Annotated in this window: 12 protein-coding genes and 1 CRISPR repeat array (1 of these 13 only partly in view); of the genes, 7 read left to right on the forward strand and 5 right to left on the reverse strand. The window is 56.0% G+C overall.

All coding sequences use genetic code 11. The features are described from left to right. Nucleotides 1-917: direct repeats of the CRISPR family, unit length 28 nt; unit sequence GTTTATCGCCGCGTAGGCGATTGAGAAG (it extends 1751 nt beyond the left edge of the window). Nucleotides 918-1129: 212 nt separating this feature from the next. Then, nucleotides 1130-3985, forward strand: coding sequence for a bifunctional diguanylate cyclase/phosphodiesterase (locus H2515_RS07245; RefSeq protein WP_198661296.1), 2856 nt, complete (start codon nucleotides 1130-1132; stop codon nucleotides 3983-3985). A 186-nt stretch (nucleotides 3986-4171) separates the two neighbouring features. On the opposite strand, the gene H2515_RS07250 is transcribed toward H2515_RS07245, so the two are convergent. After that, nucleotides 4172-4417, reverse strand: a complete 246-nt coding sequence (locus H2515_RS07250; RefSeq protein ID WP_065413578.1) for a hypothetical protein — start codon at nucleotides 4415-4417, stop codon at nucleotides 4172-4174. A 458-nt stretch (nucleotides 4418-4875) separates the two neighbouring features. Here H2515_RS07250 and H2515_RS07255 point away from each other — a divergent pair, with 458 nt between their 5' ends. The 3 genes from H2515_RS07255 to H2515_RS07265 all read left to right on the forward strand — a co-directional run bounded on the left by H2515_RS07255 (nucleotide 4876) and on the right by H2515_RS07265 (nucleotide 7461). Next, on the forward strand, nucleotides 4876-5496 hold the full coding sequence (locus H2515_RS07255; protein WP_035192847.1) for a thioredoxin fold domain-containing protein: 621 nt from the start codon (nucleotides 4876-4878) through the stop codon (nucleotides 5494-5496). Nucleotides 5497-5512: 16 nt separating this feature from the next. Continuing rightward, a complete protein-coding gene (locus H2515_RS07260; RefSeq protein ID WP_065413577.1) occupies nucleotides 5513-6229 on the forward strand; it encodes a VIT1/CCC1 transporter family protein in 717 nt (238 codons plus the stop codon). Between the two features lie 110 nt (nucleotides 6230-6339). Further along, entirely contained in the window at nucleotides 6340-7461 is a 1122-nt protein-coding gene (locus H2515_RS07265; RefSeq protein WP_198661297.1) for a fatty acid desaturase, read from the forward strand. Nucleotides 7462-7469: 8 nt separating this feature from the next. Here the strand turns inward: H2515_RS07265 and H2515_RS07270 are convergent, their stop codons facing one another. The 3 genes from H2515_RS07270 to rfaD are packed head-to-tail and all read right to left on the reverse strand — an operon-like array spanning nucleotide 7470 to nucleotide 9872. Continuing rightward, nucleotides 7470-7865: a hypothetical protein gene (locus tag H2515_RS07270; protein ID WP_223306812.1), complete on the reverse strand. Its 396-nt coding sequence runs from the start codon at nucleotides 7863-7865 to the stop codon at nucleotides 7470-7472. A gap of 16 nt (nucleotides 7866-7881) precedes the next feature. Further along, complete coding sequence (locus tag H2515_RS07275) at nucleotides 7882-8883, reverse strand: NAD-dependent epimerase (RefSeq protein ID WP_198661429.1); 1002 nt, start codon at nucleotides 8881-8883, stop codon at nucleotides 7882-7884. Then, a complete protein-coding gene (gene rfaD / locus H2515_RS07280; RefSeq protein ID WP_035192839.1) occupies nucleotides 8883-9872 on the reverse strand; it encodes an ADP-glyceromanno-heptose 6-epimerase in 990 nt (329 codons plus the stop codon). Before rfaD ends, H2515_RS07275 begins: the two co-directional genes overlap by 1 nt. 157 nt (nucleotides 9873-10029) lie before the next feature. Here rfaD and H2515_RS07285 point away from each other — a divergent pair, with 157 nt between their 5' ends. The 3 genes from H2515_RS07285 (at nucleotide 10030) to H2515_RS07295 (ending at nucleotide 15414) form a co-directional block, all read left to right on the forward strand. Beyond that, a complete protein-coding gene (locus H2515_RS07285) occupies nucleotides 10030-12015 on the forward strand; it encodes a cation:proton antiporter domain-containing protein (protein ID WP_065413576.1) in 1986 nt (661 codons plus the stop codon). Nucleotides 12016-12112: 97 nt separating this feature from the next. Beyond that, on the forward strand, nucleotides 12113-14080 hold the full coding sequence (gene acs, locus H2515_RS07290) for an acetate--CoA ligase (RefSeq protein WP_198661298.1): 1968 nt from the start codon (nucleotides 12113-12115) through the stop codon (nucleotides 14078-14080). A gap of 116 nt (nucleotides 14081-14196) precedes the next feature. Next, nucleotides 14197-15414, forward strand: a complete 1218-nt coding sequence (locus H2515_RS07295) for a glycosyltransferase (protein WP_065413574.1) — start codon at nucleotides 14197-14199, stop codon at nucleotides 15412-15414. Here H2515_RS07295 and clpB read toward each other — a convergent pair. Next, nucleotides 15386-17986, reverse strand: a complete 2601-nt coding sequence (gene clpB, locus H2515_RS07300) for an ATP-dependent chaperone ClpB (protein ID WP_198661299.1) — start codon at nucleotides 17984-17986, stop codon at nucleotides 15386-15388. The two genes, H2515_RS07295 and clpB, sit on opposite strands and share 29 nt — an antisense overlap. Between the last annotated feature and the right edge of the window lie 33 nt (nucleotides 17987-18019).

The following is an 18019-nucleotide window of genomic DNA, read 5'->3' on the forward strand; positions in this document are numbered from 1 at the left end:
CGTAGGCGATTGAGAAGCTGGTGGTCTTCCAGAGCTTTTGCCCGCTGCAGTTTATCGCCGCGTAGGCGATTGAGAAGAGTGCGTTCATGCCGTCAATGCAGCATGTGAAGTTTATCGCCGCGTAGGCGATTGAGAAGAGGTGTACCACATATAGTGGTAGTTCATTTTCGTTTATCGCCGCGTAGGCGATTGAGAAGCATCGCACGGTATGAATGCCAGATCCGCGCCTGTTTATCGCCGCGTAGGCGATTGAGAAGTGGCAACTTGATCACTTGTTCGCGCTGCATCCGTTTATCGCCGCGTAGGCGATTGAGAAGCGGAGAACTATGGCGCCCGCATCAAGCGACAGGTTTATCGCCGCGTAGGCGATTGAGAAGCTTCAGTTGCACATATATATGGGATTCCCACCGTTTATCGCCGCGTAGGCGATTGAGAAGTTTCTGAAGCGAGGGACATCTTGGCGGAAAGAGTTTATCGCCGCGTAGGCGATTGAGAAGGGTAATCACCGGCCAGGCTCCCCGCCGGTCGCGTTTATCGCCGCGTAGGCGATTGAGAAGAGGCGAATCATGCGTCCTCGCACCGCCAATGTGTTTATCGCCGCGTAGGCGATTGAGAAGGATTACCAGTGCGATGGATGTGGCCGCTGCTAGTTTATCGCCGCGTAGGCGATTGAGAAGCACACCACCGCCTTTTCTTCCGGCGACATGATGTTTATCGCCGCGTAGGCGATTGAGAAGATGCGGAAGGCCCATCCACCGGCACAGAGGTGGTTTATCGCCGCGTAGGCGATTGAGAAGCTAAATAAACAACAGCAAAAACAACACCATGCGTTTATCACCGCGTAGGCGATTGAGAAGTTCCCCGGCTCCCCTTTTTAGGAGATATACTAGTTTATCGCCGCGTAGGCGATTGAGAAGTGAATTAGGAGAAGGCGTCACCGTCTGGCGTCGTTTATCGCCGCGTAGGCGGGTGATCCAGTTTGGATTCGATCACTTTGCTGGCCTACAATCGAGCATGGATATCATTGCCCGTTTACATGAAAGGTCAAACGCACACCACACGCGCCCATTTTTGCTCATCCCATCCCACACACCCACATCCACCTTAAACAGCGAAAGAGAAACCTGCCATGACTCCTTCCACCCTAGCTCCTCTCCAGCAGCGGTTGCGCCAGTGGCTCTCTTCTGAACGGATGGCATGGCTCGCTCCGCTTTCCGGCTGGGTTCTGCTGGTAGCGATTTTTGCAGGAATTGAGCAGACTGGACTCTCCTATACCGATCTCCACCAAGGTATACCAGCGGAGACGGCGATTTTTGCGGTTTCGCTTATAGTGCTTACTGCCTTATTTCTGGTGATCTGGCGGATTCTTGTCTTTCGCCAGAACGAAGTGTGCAGCCAAGCCCGATTGACGGATTTCAATGCCCTCCTCGCCCAGGTGCATCAAACCATTGCCCAGGCAGAAAACGAGACTGCCCTGCTACAGACCCTATGTGATCTGGCCATCCGATACGCCCATTTCAAACTCACCTGGGTCGGTCGGCCGGATTCTGAGGGGACAATACACGTTCTGGCGGCAGCCGGAGTGACGGGATACTTGGAGGAGATGTGCCTTTCCGTTCGCCCAGATATTCCCGAAGGCCAAGGTGCAGCAGGGCGTACTTGGCGGGACGAAAAACCTTTTTACAACGCTTCCTTCGAAAGGAACCCGGTTATGCAGCCCGCGATAGAGCAGGCCCGACGATTCGAACTAGGCTCCAGCGCCGCCTTCCCAGTTTACCGCTACAAAACCCTGTGGGCGGTACTGGCGGTATATCACGAGGAAGAGGTGATTTTTGATGGCGACCTCCAGGCCATCATGGAAGAGTTGGCCAAAGTCATCGGCTATGGCTTGGAGCGCATCGATCTGAGACATCAGGAACGTTACGCCACAGGCCTCAATAAATCCCTACTGTCCAGCACCACGGCGGGCATAGCCTTGGTACGCTACCCCGAAGGAGTCTTCATCCAAGTCAACCGCGCCCTGTTGGAGATTCTTGGTTACTCCCGGGAAAGCGACTTGATAGGCAGCCCGACACGCAATATCCTTTTTTCTGGGGCAACATACGAATCCATTAAGGATTTGTATGTACTGACCTGCACCAAAGGCCACGCTGAAGCACGGGGTTTGGCTTATAAACGCGCGGATGGTATTACCGTCTATCTGGATGTCTCCGTCGGAATTTTGCGGGAGGAGAAACGAAAACAGGCTGTACTCACCTGGACCGTCATCAACGTGACGGATCAGCGCGGGCTGGCTCAAGAACTGGCGTACCAAGCCATCCACGATGCCCTAACTGGCCTGCCCAATCGGCGCGCCCTGGATGAGGAGATGGAAAAGGCCATGGCGCGGGCGCTTCGTCATAAACGCCTGCTGGCCGTGGCTATACTGGATCTGGACGGTTTCAAATCTGTCAACGATACCTTCGGCCATGAAACGGGAGACGACGTGCTGCGTACCGTCGCCCATCGCCTACGGGAGGCTGTACGCAAAACCGATTTTGTGGCCCGCTTCGGCGGCGATGAGTTCGTGCTCATCCTGGAGGGTTTTGTCGGCATGGATGAACTGGAGGTGGTTTTCGCCAAGATCGAAAACGCTGTGCAGTCCCCCATCTTCCTTCCCAAGCAGGAAACTGATGTGACTGTAGGCTTGAGCATGGGAGTCAGTCTCTATCCTTTGGCAGATGGGACCGGCTCCGAGGCGCTGTTGCGTTGTGCCGACCATGCCCTGTATCACAGCAAGGCGCACAAAGAAAAACGCAGCCGCTATTGGAGTCTTTACGGCGAAGTGATGCCCCAGTGCCGCCACCTCCATCAGGCCCTTCTGGCCCAAGGGGAAGTGGATGTCCTCTACCAGCCCATTCTGGACAACCGCAGCGGCCGGATCGTGGGGATCGAGGCGTTGGCCCGGTTGCGGGGGGCCGATGGAAGCCTGTTCAATCCGGCGGAGTTCCTGCCCCACCTCACCACAGAGGACAACATGGATCTGAGCAGGCAGGTCTTCAGCCAGGCGCTGGCGGATCTGGCCCGCCTGGATGCCCAAGGTTGGTCACTCTGGATCTCGTTCAACGTTGCACCCGAGTCTTTTCATAATCATTGCATTTCTTACCTGCAAGGAATCATGGCCACCAGCGGTATCGACCCATCCCGGATCACCGTCGAGATTCTGGAGAGCAGCGACTTTTTGGAGCGCGATGTGGCATTGTCAGTGATGCATGACATCAAAAAGATGGGTATGCGCCTGGCACTGGATGACATTGGCAGCGCCTATGCCTCCCTCCTACGTCTCAAGGAATTGCCCATAGACGAAATCAAGTTGGATCAGGGATTCGTCCGCACACTGGAAGAACGGCCCCAGGATCTACATTTTGTACGGGTCATTCAGGATCTGGCTGCGGAACTGGAAGTGGATCTGGTGGCGGAGGGGGTGGAGAGCGCGGATATTCTGGATGCCATGCGCACTATGGGTGTGCCTTATCTGCAGGGATACGCCATTTCCCGACCCCTTGCCTTTGCCGACCTACAGCGGTTTCTCTCGGACCACGAGTCGGGCGACCAAGAACTGTCGACGGGCCTCTTCGGCTTTTACGCGGGTACCCTGATTTTCCACAGCGCCATTAAAAAAATGCTCCTGATCAATCCTGCGGAACTGAATCGCGAAATACTCCCTGATGCGCGGCTTTGTCGTAGGCATGGCATCCTGCACCGTCTGGGTTATGACGACAGGAGCAGGTTGGTGGATCTGCACGGCGCCTATCATTGGGCCTTGGGGAAGGTGGTGAATCATAGCACGGAATCTTTCTCCCTCAATGGTCCTGAATGGGATGCCATGGAGACCGCATATGCCGGGTTCATGGAAGCCATCTTGGTGGAATTAAAAAGTCGGCATCCAAAGCCAGGCCTTGGATTGCCGACGGGGTATTTACCGGTCATTGCCGACCCTAACTGAACTGCTTTTTCTAGGATTAATCGTCAAAGATGTGATGGTCGGAACGCCCCACCCCCTGATTCGTGCAGGTGGTGGGGCCCAAGGTCGGCGAGAATATTTACGACGGCGCCGTGCGCTCTGCCGCGCTGACGGCTATTTAGGCGGTAAACAGAATGCAACGCTACACTAAAAACAGCGGAAATCCAGTTACATGGGCATCTTCTTATGCTTCATCATATATGCTTTGCCACATTTGCCATCATGGGCCTTGATCATTGCGGCACTCACGCAATGCCCTTCACTTTTGGCAGAGACAGGCATGGCCGCCGGTTGCACCGTCATTAATATCTGCGGCGCTGCCGCATCCGCTGCTATAGCGGTTAAAGGCAAGGCGCCGAGAGTGACAGCGAAGGCGGAACCGAGCGTGACAGACCAAACAAAATTCTGCTTCATGGCTAACTCCTTATAGGGCTTGTGATTCAGGAATGATGGACCGCGTCACCGGTGCATCATTAACATTACCTACTGCCGATCTAGGCTACCACAAATGAGGAAAGCAATATAGTGAAACCATGCGTCCAACATGGCAAACTAAGTGGCCTGCGAATTGTTTATAACTGGCTAATTTTTAATGGTAATATGCATCCTACAGTTTACGACTTAATCTAACAAAATGTTTTTATATGAAATAATCGCGGAGAACAAAATAAATATTTTTATATCTAATTGTATTTTTTTGGTGGCTGGTTTCCGTCCAATTGAACGTGGCGATAATGTTCATTCCGCAAATGCGCCGCTCATAGGACTTTCCGGCCACGGAGCAAAGGAACACTGAGAAAACCGCCTCAGTATAATGCTATACTGCTCAACCTCGGAATACGGTCTTACTCTCCCCCAAGGAATCTGATTACATGCAAATTTCATTCAAATCGGCTCTGATCAGCGCGCTGGCAATGGCTTCCACAACAGCGTCCAGTCTGACCTGGGCGGGTGCCGTTGTCGCACCCCCCGTGCATCTTACCTATCCCAAGAAAATGACCGCGCAGTTCGTCTGGAACCAGGTCCTTGCACGACAGGCCACCTATATCCAGGATGGGAACAAGGGGCCCATCATTTACGATTTCCAGGATCCCAACTGTCCTTATTGCCACGTCCTCTATAAAGCTGAGGCGCCGTTGATCCGCGCTGGCCTGCTGACTGTGCGCTACGTGCCGGTGGCCTTTATCTCGCCCGACAGCCTGCCGGAAGCTGCTGCTTGGTTGCAGGCACCGCAACCAAGGCAGGCTTTGCAGCATTTCGAGAGTATCATTGGGTCGGGTTTCCAGAATGGCGGCACGAAAGACCTGCCGAAGGCCGCGCCGACCGAAGATACCCGGGCCGATCTGCGAGAGAATATGAAACTGCTGGGCTCGCTTGGCTTTCAGGGTACACCAGCAATCGTTTTCCGCGTGAAATCGGGTCAGCTGGGTCGTATTCCAGGGTCTGTTTCCGAAGCTCAACTCAAGCGGCTTTTGCCAAAGCTCGCCCCCTGACTGGGTAGACGTAAAAATGACACGAACCATACCCCCCTTCAAGCACCACCAAGAATACCATCGCCATAAGAATATCGGCTGGTTACGAGCCAGTGTGCTCGGCGCTAACGATGGTCTGCTTTCGACAGCGAGCCTGCTTACTGGTGTGGCGGCCGGGCGAGCGAACCATGAACAAATTTTACTTGCTGGTGCCGCAGCGCTGGTCGCTGGCGCCTTTGCCATGGCGGCCGGTGAATATGTATCCGTGAGTTCACAGGCCGATACCCAAATGGCCGATCTTGAGATTGAAAGACGGGAACTGAAGAAGAATCCCGATAAAGAACTCCTTGAACTCCGCGATATTTATATGGCGCGCGGCCTTGACGAAGCACTGGCCCAGCAAGTCGCTGCACAGCTTATGCAACGTGACGCCCTCGCCGCGCATGCGCGCGATGAACTAGGTCTGACGGAAATGGCCACGGCTCGGCCTGGCGAAGCTGCTTTAGCCTCAGCCGCATCTTTTGCATGTGGCGCCTTATTCCCAGTGCTGATCGCCGCTTTCGTGCTTCACAGCGAGGTGCTACCGGTCCTGTTTACGACCACCATTCTGCTGCTGGTGATCCTCGGTGCGGTTGCTGCCAAGGCTGGGGGTGCATCCATGATAAAGGGCGCTCTCCGCGTTCTCTTCTGGGGAGCCCTCTCAATGATCACCACCACGCTGATCGGCTACCTGCTTGGACATGCAGGAATCTGATGAGCCTTAGAACGCGTTTACCCCGTGCTTGTCTTGTCTTTCGTTGCATAATAAGACACGTGGGTATATTATATATCACGAAATGGACTTGCTAGGGAGCACGTTTTGCCATGCCACTTACTTCTTCCGGTGCTGACTACAAGGCATTGCACCCCATCAAGCTGCAAACCATCCGCGAGGCTATCCGGCCGGAGCGTTATCAGCGTTCAGCAGCTACTGCCATAGCTTGGTATGGTTTCGATGCGCTTCTTTATCTGTCTGCTATCGTCGGTGCGCTGCTCGTCGAAACCTGGTGGCTCAAGCTGTTGTTCGGGCTCCTTGCCGGGTCGGCAGTCGCTTTCATGTTCGTCTGGGCGCACGATGCGGCGCACGGCGCCCTTTTCCAGAGCAAGCGCACTGCCGAAATCATGGGCACAATTTTCATGCTGCCCTCGTTGAACATGTATCGCCTCTGGGCCTTCGGGCACAACCGCGTCCACCATGGCTTTACCAGCCTGACCACAGTCGACTGGGTATGGCGTCCATGGACACCCCAAGAGTATCGCAGCAAGACGGTTTGGCAGAAAATAATCTACCGCTTGGAGCGCAGTCCTTACACCTGCGCTCTGCACTATCTGTTGCGAATCTGGTGGCCGGGCATGGTGCGTTTCAAGGCGGATGCCAAAAGCAAGGATCGGCGGGCATTTTTCTATAGCAAAATAGTGACGTTGGTGTTTTTTCTCAGCTTTTCCGCGCTGGCGTATTGGATTGCAGGCATGATGGGCGTCATTGCTGCGGTGATCCTGCCCTTCCTGTTATTCAACTACTACATCGCTTTGTTTGTCTTTCTCCACCATACGCATCCTAAAGTGCCCTTCTTCGCAGAGAAAGAGGAGTGGAGCCAGGGCATTGGCCAACTGTATTGCAGCACTATTGTGCGTTGCTCAAAGATCAGCGAGTACCTGATCCACAATATTTTGATGCACACACCGCATCATGTGGATCCGCGGATTCCCTTCTACCATCTGAAGGGGGCCTACGAAGATTTGCGCGCGGAATACGGCCAGTATATTCATGAAACGCGCTTCAGCTTTTTTGAGGTTCGACGCATCTTCAAAGAATGTAAGCTATATGATTATGAGGGGAAATGTTGGATGAGCTTCCGTTCTGGCCGCAGCTGGATTGAGGAAAAGGCCGCTGACATCGCCGCATCCGCTGCCTCGTCCGTGTACCCAGGCAAAACGGCACACTGAGTAATGAGTCAGTCTTCTGAGAGTTCCGGGTGTTGGTTTCTCTGTGCTGGAGAGGGCGTATTGAGCGCCCGAAGGTGCAAAATCTTCAGAAGGCGCTCGACCAGAGGATACAAAAGTACCGCAGAAACAGCCAGATAGACAACGCCAGAGTAAAGCGCATAAGCACTGGCAAACAATTTGGCGACCGTGCCGTGTAGGCCGGAAACCGGCCCCATGCCACTAAGAATCATGCTGGCATTCAGCAGGCTGTCGATCCAGTCGATATGCGCCAGAAAATGATAGCCCAATACGCCCATGCCGAGAGACAGCAGCATGAAACCCAGACCTGCCCCGGTGTAACGCAACTGGCGCCACAGGAATTCCGTGCGGCTGCGAAGGGTTAACGGTTGGTGGGTAGGCATCATATTCAGGGAGCTTCTCTCAGCCATAATACTGGCGGTACCAGTTCACAAAGTGTTGCAGTCCCTTGTGCAAGGGGGTGTCTGGGGCAAAACCTACGCTCTGCTGTAATGGCGAAACGTCGGCATAGGTAGCCACCACATCGCCATCCTGCATGGGGAGCCATTCAATCTGCGCGGATTTGCCGAGGCATCCCTCCAGAGTATGGATGAAGTCCGTGAGTGCAATGGGCGTGTGGTTGCCAATGTTGTGGATGCAGAATGGTGCCGCACTGCTTGCCGGGTCTTCCGGCCAGGTATTTTGCGCTCCCGGTGCATGCGGAATGAGGCGCGTCACCCCTTCGATGATGTCATCAATATAGGTGAAGTCGCGCTGCATTTGGCCGTGGTTGAATACGGGGATGGGTTGTCCGGCCAGAATCTTCTGCGTGAAGCTGAAATACGCCATATCGGGACGCCCCCAAGGCCCGTAGACGGTAAAAAACCGTAATCCTGTACTGGGGATGCCATACAGGTGGGCGTAGCTGTGTGCCATGAGCTCGCCCGCCCGCTTGGTGGCCGCATAGAGGCTGAGCGGATGATCTACCGGATCATGGACGCTGTAGGGCAGGCGATTATTGGCACCGTATACAGAACTAGAGGAAGCGAAGAGCAGGTGGCTTACCCCCTGCGCACGGCAGCCCTCCAGCACGTTCAGAAAGCCCACGACATTGCTGTCCACATAGCTATGCGGTGCTTCCAGGGAATGCCGCACTCCCGCCTGGGCAGCCAGATTGATGACAACGTCAAAGTGCGGACCCGCAAAGAGTGTCTGCATAGCCTCGCGATTGGCCAGATCCAGGGGCTGAAACTGAAAAGCGGGATGTCCCTCCAGTTGCGCCAGGCGATCTCTTTTCAGGCCGGGATCATAGTAGTCATTGAGATTGTCTATGCCGCTGACAATCCAGCCATCTGCCAGTAAGCGACGGACCATATGAAAACCGATGAATCCCGCAGCACCGGTAACGAGTACCCGCCCGTCCATCAAGTCGGCCGCTCCGCCAGCCATCGCACGTAGCGATCCACCCCCTGCTCCACCGTCAGGAAGGGTTTGGCATATCCCGCGCTACGCAACTTACTCACTTCTGCCTGGGTGAAGCTCTGATATTTGCCGTTCAGGGCCTCGGGCATACTGACGTAGCGTATAGCCTGCGCTCTCTGCAGTGCAGACAGGTTTTGTGCCGGGTGGTCTGCGCGGCGCTCCAGATTATTGATGACGGCGACCGCCACTTCGTTGAAACTCTGCGCCTGCCCGGTGCCCACATTGTAGATTCCGCTGTGCGGGTGATCCAAAAAGTGCATGTTGACGGCAACCACATCGTCTATGTGAATGAAATCACGCCGTTGCTCGCCATCGGCATAGCCGTCCGTACCCGCAAACAAGCGAACATGATTATCCTGCCGGTATTGGTTGAAAAAATGCAGCGCCACTGAGGCCATGCGATTTTTATGGAACTCGCGTGGACCGTAGACGTTGAAATAGCGAAAGCCATGCACCGGGGCGCGCAAATCTGCCCACATCCGTCGGAGATACTGATCGAACTGAAATTTGCTGAATCCGTAGATGTTGAGCGGGGATTCCGCGGCACGCTCCTCGACGAAGGCGCCGGTCATACCATAGACGGAGGCGCTGGAGGCGTAGAGAAAGGGGACATTATGACGCTGACACCAATGTAATAGCGTTTTGCTAAAGGTGAAGTTGTTTTCCATGACGTAACGGCCGTCGGTGGCCATGGTGTCGGAGCAGGCCCCTTCGTGGAAAATAGCCTCGATGCCCTTCAGGTGTCCGTTTTCTACCAGGCGGAGAAAAGTTTCTGCCTCCATGTAGTCGGTAATTTCCAGATCGGTGAGATTAAGAAACTTGTCGGCGCGGGTCAGGTGGTCCACGACGAGGATATCCGTAATGCCCCGCTGATTGAGGGCTTGCACGAGATTGGCACCAATAAAACCGGCACCGCCAGTAACGATGTACATGCGTGATCCTCCTTTTCCCGTTATCATAGCAGAAAGCCGTCGTCTTCCTATAAGGCGCCATAGCCCTGCCCTTTTGTCCGGGCTCAGACCTTTCTATTTCCTGCTGCAAACAATAAATGGCGCTCCAGAGAGGGTGTCGCCATATTCGAGGAGGAACATGCAAGACCACGGTCTGTTGACGATTATCCTGCTCCTGGCCACCGGGGTGTTGCTGGTTGGCTTTCTGCGCTACCTGCGTCTGCCGGCAGTGTTTGCTTATCTGCTGACCGGCATCATTCTCGGTCCACATGCCCTGGCTGTAGTGCCGGATCTTGCCAGCACCCGACAACTTGCCGCTTTCGGCGTGGTTTTCCTGATGTTTAGCATCGGGCTGGAATTCAGTCTGGCGCAGTTTTTGAGCATGCGTCGCCTGGTCTTCGGAATGGGGCTGGCGCAGGTGGTCCTGACCAGTCTGGTCTTCGTCGGCATCGCTTTACTCATCCCGCTTTCCTGGAAGACTGGGGTGATCCTCGGTGGAATTCTGGCCATGTCGTCCACCGCCATGGTCGTGCGCGCACTGGCCGAAAAAATGGAAATGCAGACCCGGCATGGGCGTATTGCGGTGAGTGTGCTGCTTTTTCAGGACCTGGCCGTGGTGCCGCTACTGATTCTGATCCCGGCCCTTGCTGGTTCGACCACCAATCTGCCCCATGATTTGGCTATGGCCGGACTCAAGGCGGTGCTGGTGCTGTTGGTCTTGTTAGTGATCGGGCGGCCGGTGATGCGGCCCTGGTTTCAGTTCGTGGCCAATCGCAAATCCACTGAGCTGTTTATGCTCAACGTGTTACTGGTGACCCTGGGTCTGGCTTGGGTCACCGAACAGGCAGGGTTGTCGCTGGCCTTGGGGGCCTTTGTGGCGGGGATGCTGATTTCTGAGACGGCCTACCGTTATCAGGTGGAAGCGGACATTGCGCCTTTCCGCGACATTTTGCTGGGACTCTTTTTCGTCACCATCGGTATGCTCGTGGATCTTCCGGCGTGGTGGGCGAATCTGGCCTGGGTTTTAATCGTGCTGGCCATGCTTCTGCTGCTGAAGGGCGCGCTGGTCTGGGGGCTGGCCCGTCTTTTCGGCTACGAGCCGGGCGTGGCATTGCGCTCAGCCATTGTGCTGGCACAGGCAGGGGAGTTTGGCTTTGTGCTGCTGGCGTTAGCCAATCAGTACCAACTGTTGCCTGCCCACGTGCTGCAACCGGTCCTCGGCGGCATGCTCATGTCGATGATGCTGGCACCCATCCTGGTGGAGCGCAATGGCTGGTTGGCGCGCCAATTGGTGGGCAGCTATCGCGGCCATCGCGATCAGCAACTGGCTGACATCCGCTCGGCAAATTTGCAGGCCCATGTCGTGCTCTGTGGCTACGGCCGGGTGGGACAAAGCGTGGGGCGGGTCTTGGAAGAGGAAGGGATTCCTTTTGTTGCCCTTGATCTGGACCCGGTACGCGTACGCCAGGCGCAGTCTGCGGGTGAATCCATCTTTTATGGGGATGCCAGTCGCCGCGATGTGTTGCAAGCAGCAGGGATTTTTTCGGCCCGGGCTGTAGTGATCACCTATGCGAATGTTACGTCGAGCCAGCGCGTGCTATCCATTATCAAGGAATTGCGCCCCGATCTGCCGGTAGTCGTCCGTGCCCATGACGACAGTCAGCTGGAGAAATTGGAGGCCGCCGGTGCCGATGAAGTGGTGCCGGAAGTGACTGAAGGGGCTCTGATGCTGGCCGCGCAGGCCTTGTTGTTGATTGGTTTCCCGATCAGTACGGTGCTACGTCGGGTGCGGCGTTTCCGGCAGGAGCGTTACCAGTTTTTTCGGGGGGCCTTCTGGGGGAGTTCGGAGCCGGGCGAAGATCAGGATTCGGCGCGACTGGCGTCTATCGCTCTGGGCGAAACGGCTTTTGCCATCCACCTCAGTCTGCGCGAACTGAATCTGACCAGTTTCGGGGTGGCAGTCGTAGCGGTGCGCCGCCATGGGATTCGCGGGCGCGAACCTTCTCCTGATACGGTACTCAAGCCCGGGGATGTGCTGGTGTTGTTCGGGACACCTGCGGCGCTCACCAAAGCTGAGACCTATGTGCTGGAAGGCAATATGATACCGGAGGCAGCAACCGCGTGAGCCCACTGGCCACCAGTATGAGTGGCCACAAAGTTTGTGCAGTGCTATGTTGAAAGGCTGCCTCTTCATCCCTGATGACACCTTCGCCGAGTAATCCATGCCGCCATCCATTGACTCTACCTTAGCCGAAACCCGCTCCTTTGCCGTCCCTGCTGATTTTGCCCGGCAGGCCAATATGAATGCAGAAACCTTTGCTCGTTTGAATCGTCAGGCGAGCGAAGATCCTCATCGCTTCTGGGGAGATTTGGCGCGCGAATACCTAGATTGGGATATTCCATTTCAACAGGTGCTGGAGACCGATCGTGCCCCGTTCTATCGCTGGTTCAGCGATGGCCAGCTCAATGTCGCGCACAACTGCGTGGATCGCCATCTGCAAGGCGCAACTCGGCACAAGGCGGCCTTGATTTGGGAGGGCGAGGATGGCAGCGTCCAAACCCTGACCTACGCGCAGTTACACCGCAAAATGTGCCTTTTTGCCAATGCTCTCAAACATCAGGGGGTGCAAAAGGGGGACCGGGTCGCGATCTACATGCCCATGGTGCCAGAGGCGGTCATCGCCATGCTCGCCTGTGCGCGGATCGGGGCGATCCACACGGTGGTGTTTGGCGGATTCTCAGCGGAAGCCCTCAAGGACCGTCTGGAGGATACGGATGCCAAGATACTGATCACCGCCGACGGCGCCTGGCGTGCGGGCAAGGTCGTGCCACTCAAACGCCATGCGGATCAGGCGCTGCTGCGGGAGCATGAACACTCCGTGCGGCGGGTTATTGTCCTGCGTCGAACCGGCGTCGACATCGATATGCAGGAAGGTCGTGATGTCTGGTGGGAGGATGTTATCGCCGGTATGAGCGCCGATTGCCCTGCCCTACCTATGCAAGCAGAGGACCCGCTTTTCATTCTGTACACCTCGGGCAGTACCGGTAAACCTAAAGGGGTTTTCCACAGCAGTGCAGGCTATTTGCTCTGGACCATGCTCACCACCCGCTGGGTTTTTGATGTCAAGCCTGAGGATGTCTACTGGTGTACCGCCGATATCGGCTGGATCACCGGCCATAGCTATGTGGTCTATGGTCCGCTGGCGAATGGCGCCACCATCTTCCTCTATGAAGGGGCACCCATGTATCCGCAGCCGGACCGCTTCTGGGAAATGATTGCGCGGCATGGCATCAGCATTCTCTACACGGCACCGACGGCGGTGCGCGCTTTTATGAAAATGGGCGACGAATGGCCGCAGCGCCATGATCTTTCCAGCCTGCGGCTCCTGGGTTCGGTGGGCGAACCCATGAATCCGGAGGCCTGGATGTGGTACCACGAACAGATTGGCGGTGGGCGCTGCCCGATAGCCGACACTTGGTGGCAGACAGAAACCGGGGGGCACATGATCGCGCCGTTGCCCGGTGTGGCAGCCAACAAGCCAGGTTCTTGCGCCCTCCCCCTCCCCGGCATCGGCGCGCGCATTGTCAATGACCAGGGCGACCCGATCACCGCTCCTGATGCCGGTGGCTACCTGGTCATTGATCGGCCGTGGCCAGGCATGTTGCGGGGCATCTGGGGTAATCCGGAGCGCTATGTAGAGAGCTACTGGGCCAAGTTTGGTAATCGCTACTATATTGCCGGGGACAGCGCGCGCCGCGACGCAGACGGTTATTTCTGGGTGATGGGACGCATTGATGACGTGCTCAATGTCTCCGGACATCGTTTGGGCACGGCGGAGGTGGAATCGGCGCTGGTGGCGCATCCTGCGGTCGCGGAAGCGGCGGTGGTTGGTATTCCTCATGAAATCAAGGGTGAGGCTATTTGTGCCTTTGTTATACTGAAACATCAATATCAGGGCGTTGATCGTGATGAACTGGGTGCGGCACTGCGGGCGCAGGTGACCGAACTGATCGGGGCGATAGCCCGTCCTGACGACATTCGCTTCACTGACGCCTTGCCGAAAACCCGTTCCGGTAAAATTATGCGCCGTCTGCTGCGTTCTCTTGCCCGTGGCGAAGAGATCACCCAGGATACCAGCACACTGGAAGATGAGGGCACTTTGCAGCACCTGGCCACCCCTAAAAAATAGGGGCTTCTGCGCGCCACATAGCACGGCAGCGTCATGAAACTGTCATCTTGCTCTGGCAGACTAAGGGGATTCCGGCATGCAGGCTGGGAACCCCCTTTACTTGCCGGAGTCGTATCTTGCGCATACTGATGATTACGGATACCTATTTTCCCCGAATCAGCGGGGTGGCCAGTTCTATCGAAAGCTTTCGTGCAGGATTGATTGGTCAGGGGCATGAAGTGGATATCCTGCTCCCTGCCTATGACGGTCGCAAAAAATATACGCCAGATGACGATGAGCGGGCTTTGTGGCGTATACCTTCCTGGCGGATTCCCCTGTACTCCGAAGAGCGCTTCATGAAGTTTCGTGCCTTGCGCTCCGTGCACCACAACCTGAGCAAAACCGCTTACGACCTGATCCATATTCAGACCCCATTTGTTGCCCATTATCACGGGGTGCGCCTGGCGCGCCGCTGGCACATACCTGCTGTGCTCTCTTATCACACGTACTTTGAGGGCTATGTGGATCATTATTATCCAAAAATTCCCGGTCGCCTGCGCCGTGACTCAGTACGGCGTTTATCGTGGCAGCAATGCCACGGAGTCGATGGTGTTGTCGTGCCGTCGCGCGCCATGGCGGAAATTCTCTGGAGTTACGGCATCAATCAGCCCGTACGGGTCATTCCGACGGGGGTGAGGCCCGAACATTTTTCGGGGGGAAACGGCGCGGAATTCCGCAAGCAGCACCGTATTAGCGAGCAACGTCCCGTCCTGCTTTATGCAGGCCGGATTGCGCCAGAAAAAAATATTCCACTGCTGTTCAATGCACTGCCGCATATTCTGGAGCAAATGCCGGATGTATTATTGATGCTGGCCGGTGATGGCCCGGCGCGCTCCGTGTTGGAAACCCTCGCACAGTCGCGAGCTTTAGCGGGTTCGATATGCTTTCTCGGTTATCTGGAGCGCAAAGAGGCATTGAAAGACGCTTATGCAGCTGCTGACCTTTTCGTGTTTCCTTCTCAGACGGAAACGCAGGGGATGGTTTTGATTGAGGCGTTGGCGGCGGGATTGCCGGTGGTGGGTGTACCCGCGCTGGGCAGCGTGGACCTGCTTGGCTTCGGTAAGGGCACTCGCAGTGCCCGCAATGACCCCATGGACTTTGCTGGTCATTGTATTACCTTGCTGCGAGATAATGGCCAGCGCGCACAATTGGCAGCAGAAGCCCGCCAACTCGCCGCAGAATGGTCGGAAGATCGGATGGCGCAGAACTTGTCACAGTTCTACGCCGAGATCACCGCTCGGGCTGCCCTTGTTTCGTCACCCGCACTCAGTGCGGGCGCCGTCCGGCAAAGGTAAAGCTATCGCCTTCAAGAAGCACTTCAACAATCTCACCGGGTCCGAAATCGCCCCGCAGCAATTGCTGTGCGAGGGGGTTTTCGATTTCCCGCTGAATCACCCTTTTGAGGGGACGCGCGCCATAGGCGGGGTCATAGCCGACCTCGGCCAAACGATCCAGTGCGCCATCACTGAGCACCAGTCCCATATCCCGTTCGCGCAGTCGTGCCCGTAGGAAACCCATTTGAATCTCAGTAATCTCGCGGAGCTGCACTGCGGTGAGCGGATGGAAGATGACCAACTCATCAATGCGATTGAGAAACTCCGGGCGGAAATGATCCTGCACCACATCCATTACCGCAACGCGCATGCCGTCATAGTCCCCCTTCCGACCGAATTCCTGAATCCGGTCGGAACCCAGGTTGGAGGTCATGACAATCACCGTGTTGCGGAAATCCACGGTGCGCCCCTGGCCATCGGTAAGGCGGCCATCATCGAGCACCTGCAGAAGGATGTTGAAGACATCCGGGTGGGCCTTCTCCACCTCATCCAGCAAGATGACGGAATACGGTTTGCGCCGCACCGCCTCGGTAAGGTACCCGCCTTCTTCGTAGCCCACATATCCGGGTGGCGCTCCAATGAGGCGCGCCACCGAATGTTTCTCCATGAACTCACTCATGTCGACCCGCACCAGATGATCTTCACTGTCGAAAAGGAACTCGGCCAAGGCCTTGCTCAACTCCGTTTTACCAACCCCCGTGGGGCCGAGGAAAAGGAAAGAACCATTGGGACGCCTGGGATCTGACAGCCCTGCCCGGGAGCGGCGAATGGCGTTGGATACCGCCGCGACGGCTTCGCTCTGGCCCACCACCCGCGCCTGTAAACGCTCTTCCATTTTCAGGAGTTTTTCCTTCTCGCCCTCCAGCATTTTCGAGACAGGAATACCGGTCCAGCGGGCGACCACTTCGGCGATTTCCTCTTCGCCGACTTCCGTGCGCAGCAGGGTGGGTTTGGTACCTGAACCAGCAGATTCTGCATGGATTTCGGCATTGCGCAGTTGCGCTTCCAATGCCGGAATAGAGCTGTATTGCAGTTCCGCCATACGTTCTAAGTCGTTGGCACGGCGTGCCGTATCCAGCTCGACACGCTTGCGGTCCAATTCTTTTTGGATTTGTGAGGTACCTTCAATCGCCAGCTTTTCGCCCTTCCAGACTTCTTCCAACTCCTGATATTTGCGGTCTAACTCACTGATTTGAGTTTGCAGAATACCCAGACGCTTACGGCTGGCTTCATCCTTTTCCTTCTCTAGTGCCACCCGCTCAATATTCAACTGAATGATGCGGCGCTCCAGCTCATCCAGTTCCTGAGGTTTGGAATCGATCTCCATCTTAATGCGGGAGGCGGCTTCATCCATCAGATCTATGGCTTTGTCGGGCAGGTTACGGTCGGTGATATAGCGATGTGAAAGCTGTGCTGCGGCGACCAGTGCCGGATCGGTAATGCGTACGCCATGATGGGCTTCATAGCGTTCTTTCAGGCCACGCAAAATAGCGATGGTATCTTCCACACTGGGCTCGTCCACCAGCACCCGTTGGAAACGGCGCTCCAGAGCCGCATCCTTTTCGATGTATTTGCGGTATTCATCCAAGGTGGTGGCACCGATGCAATGCAATTCACCGCGCGCCAGCGCTGGCTTGAGCATGTTGCCCGCATCCATGGAGCCCTCAGCCTTTCCTGCCCCAACCAGCATATGAATCTCATCAATGAAAAGAATGATTTTGCCTTCACTCTTCTCCAAGTCATTGAGCAGGGACTTCAGGCGTTCCTCGAATTCGCCGCGGAACTTGGCACCCGCAATCAGCGCCCCCAAGTCCAAACCCAACAGGCGTTTATCGCGCAAGGATTCTGGCACTTCGCCATTGATCAAGCGCAGGGCCAATCCTTCGACGATAGCCGTCTTGCCCACCCCCGGCTCGCCGATCAAGACCGGATTATTCTTGCTGCGCCGCAGCAAGACCTGAATGGTCCGGCGAATTTCGTCGTCACGGCCAATCACCGGGTCCAGTTTGCCCTGACTGGCCCGCTCTGTGTAATCAACGGTGTATTTCTCCAGTGCCTGACGTTGCTCTTCGGCATTGACATCATTGATTTTCTCCCCGCCGTGCAGGTCGTGGACGGCCTGTTCCAGATCTTTGATGGTGGCGCCCGCCTCTTTCAGGAGGCGCCCGGCCTCACCCTTGTCATCCAGCAAGGCCAGCAGGAAGTGTTCGGTGGAGATGTACGTGTCACCGCGTTTCTGGCCCATCTTGTCGGCCAGGTTGAGCATGTTGGTGAGATCGCGGCCCACCTGCACCTCTCCCGGATGCCCTTGTACCTTCGGCAGCGACTCCAGCACGCGGTTCAACTGATTGCGCAGGGCATCGACCCGTACGCCGGCCTTTGACAGGAGCGGCCGGGCGATGCCACCTTCTTGATCAAGAAAAGCAATCAGCAGATGGATGGGGTCCATCTGCTGATGATCCTGGCCTAGAGCGAGACTCTGGGCATCCTGGAACGCCTGTTGAAATTTGGTGGTCAGTTTATCGGTACGCATGGAGTGACTCCCATAGATTGGTGTTGCTCAGGA

It is taken from the genome of Acidithiobacillus ferrivorans (assembly GCF_016250455.1).
In the GTDB taxonomy this organism is placed as follows: Bacteria; Pseudomonadota; Gammaproteobacteria; order Acidithiobacillales; family Acidithiobacillaceae; genus Acidithiobacillus; species Acidithiobacillus ferrivorans.

Bases quoted from the DNA above. Each gene is read 5' to 3' on its own strand.
- H2515_RS07245 (WP_198661296.1), top strand. From the start codon at position 1,130: ATGACTCCTTCCACCCTAGCTCCTCTCCAGCAGCGGTTGCGCCAGTGG.
- H2515_RS07250 (WP_065413578.1), bottom strand. From the start codon at position 4,417: ATGAAGCAGAATTTTGTTTGGTCTGTCACGCTCGGTTCCGCCTTCGCT.
- H2515_RS07255 (WP_035192847.1), top strand. From the start codon at position 4,876: ATGCAAATTTCATTCAAATCGGCTCTGATCAGCGCGCTGGCAATGGCT.
- H2515_RS07260 (WP_065413577.1), top strand. From the start codon at position 5,513: ATGACACGAACCATACCCCCCTTCAAGCACCACCAAGAATACCATCGC.
- H2515_RS07265 (WP_198661297.1), top strand. From the start codon at position 6,340: ATGCCACTTACTTCTTCCGGTGCTGACTACAAGGCATTGCACCCCATC.
- H2515_RS07270 (WP_223306812.1), bottom strand. From the start codon at position 7,865: ATGATGCCTACCCACCAACCGTTAACCCTTCGCAGCCGCACGGAATTC.
- H2515_RS07275 (WP_198661429.1), bottom strand. From the start codon at position 8,883: ATGGACGGGCGGGTACTCGTTACCGGTGCTGCGGGATTCATCGGTTTT.
- rfaD (WP_035192839.1), bottom strand. From the start codon at position 9,872: ATGTACATCGTTACTGGCGGTGCCGGTTTTATTGGTGCCAATCTCGTG.
- H2515_RS07285 (WP_065413576.1), top strand. From the start codon at position 10,030: ATGCAAGACCACGGTCTGTTGACGATTATCCTGCTCCTGGCCACCGGG.
- acs (WP_198661298.1), top strand. From the start codon at position 12,113: ATGCCGCCATCCATTGACTCTACCTTAGCCGAAACCCGCTCCTTTGCC.
- clpB (WP_198661299.1), bottom strand. From the start codon at position 17,986: ATGCGTACCGATAAACTGACCACCAAATTTCAACAGGCGTTCCAGGAT.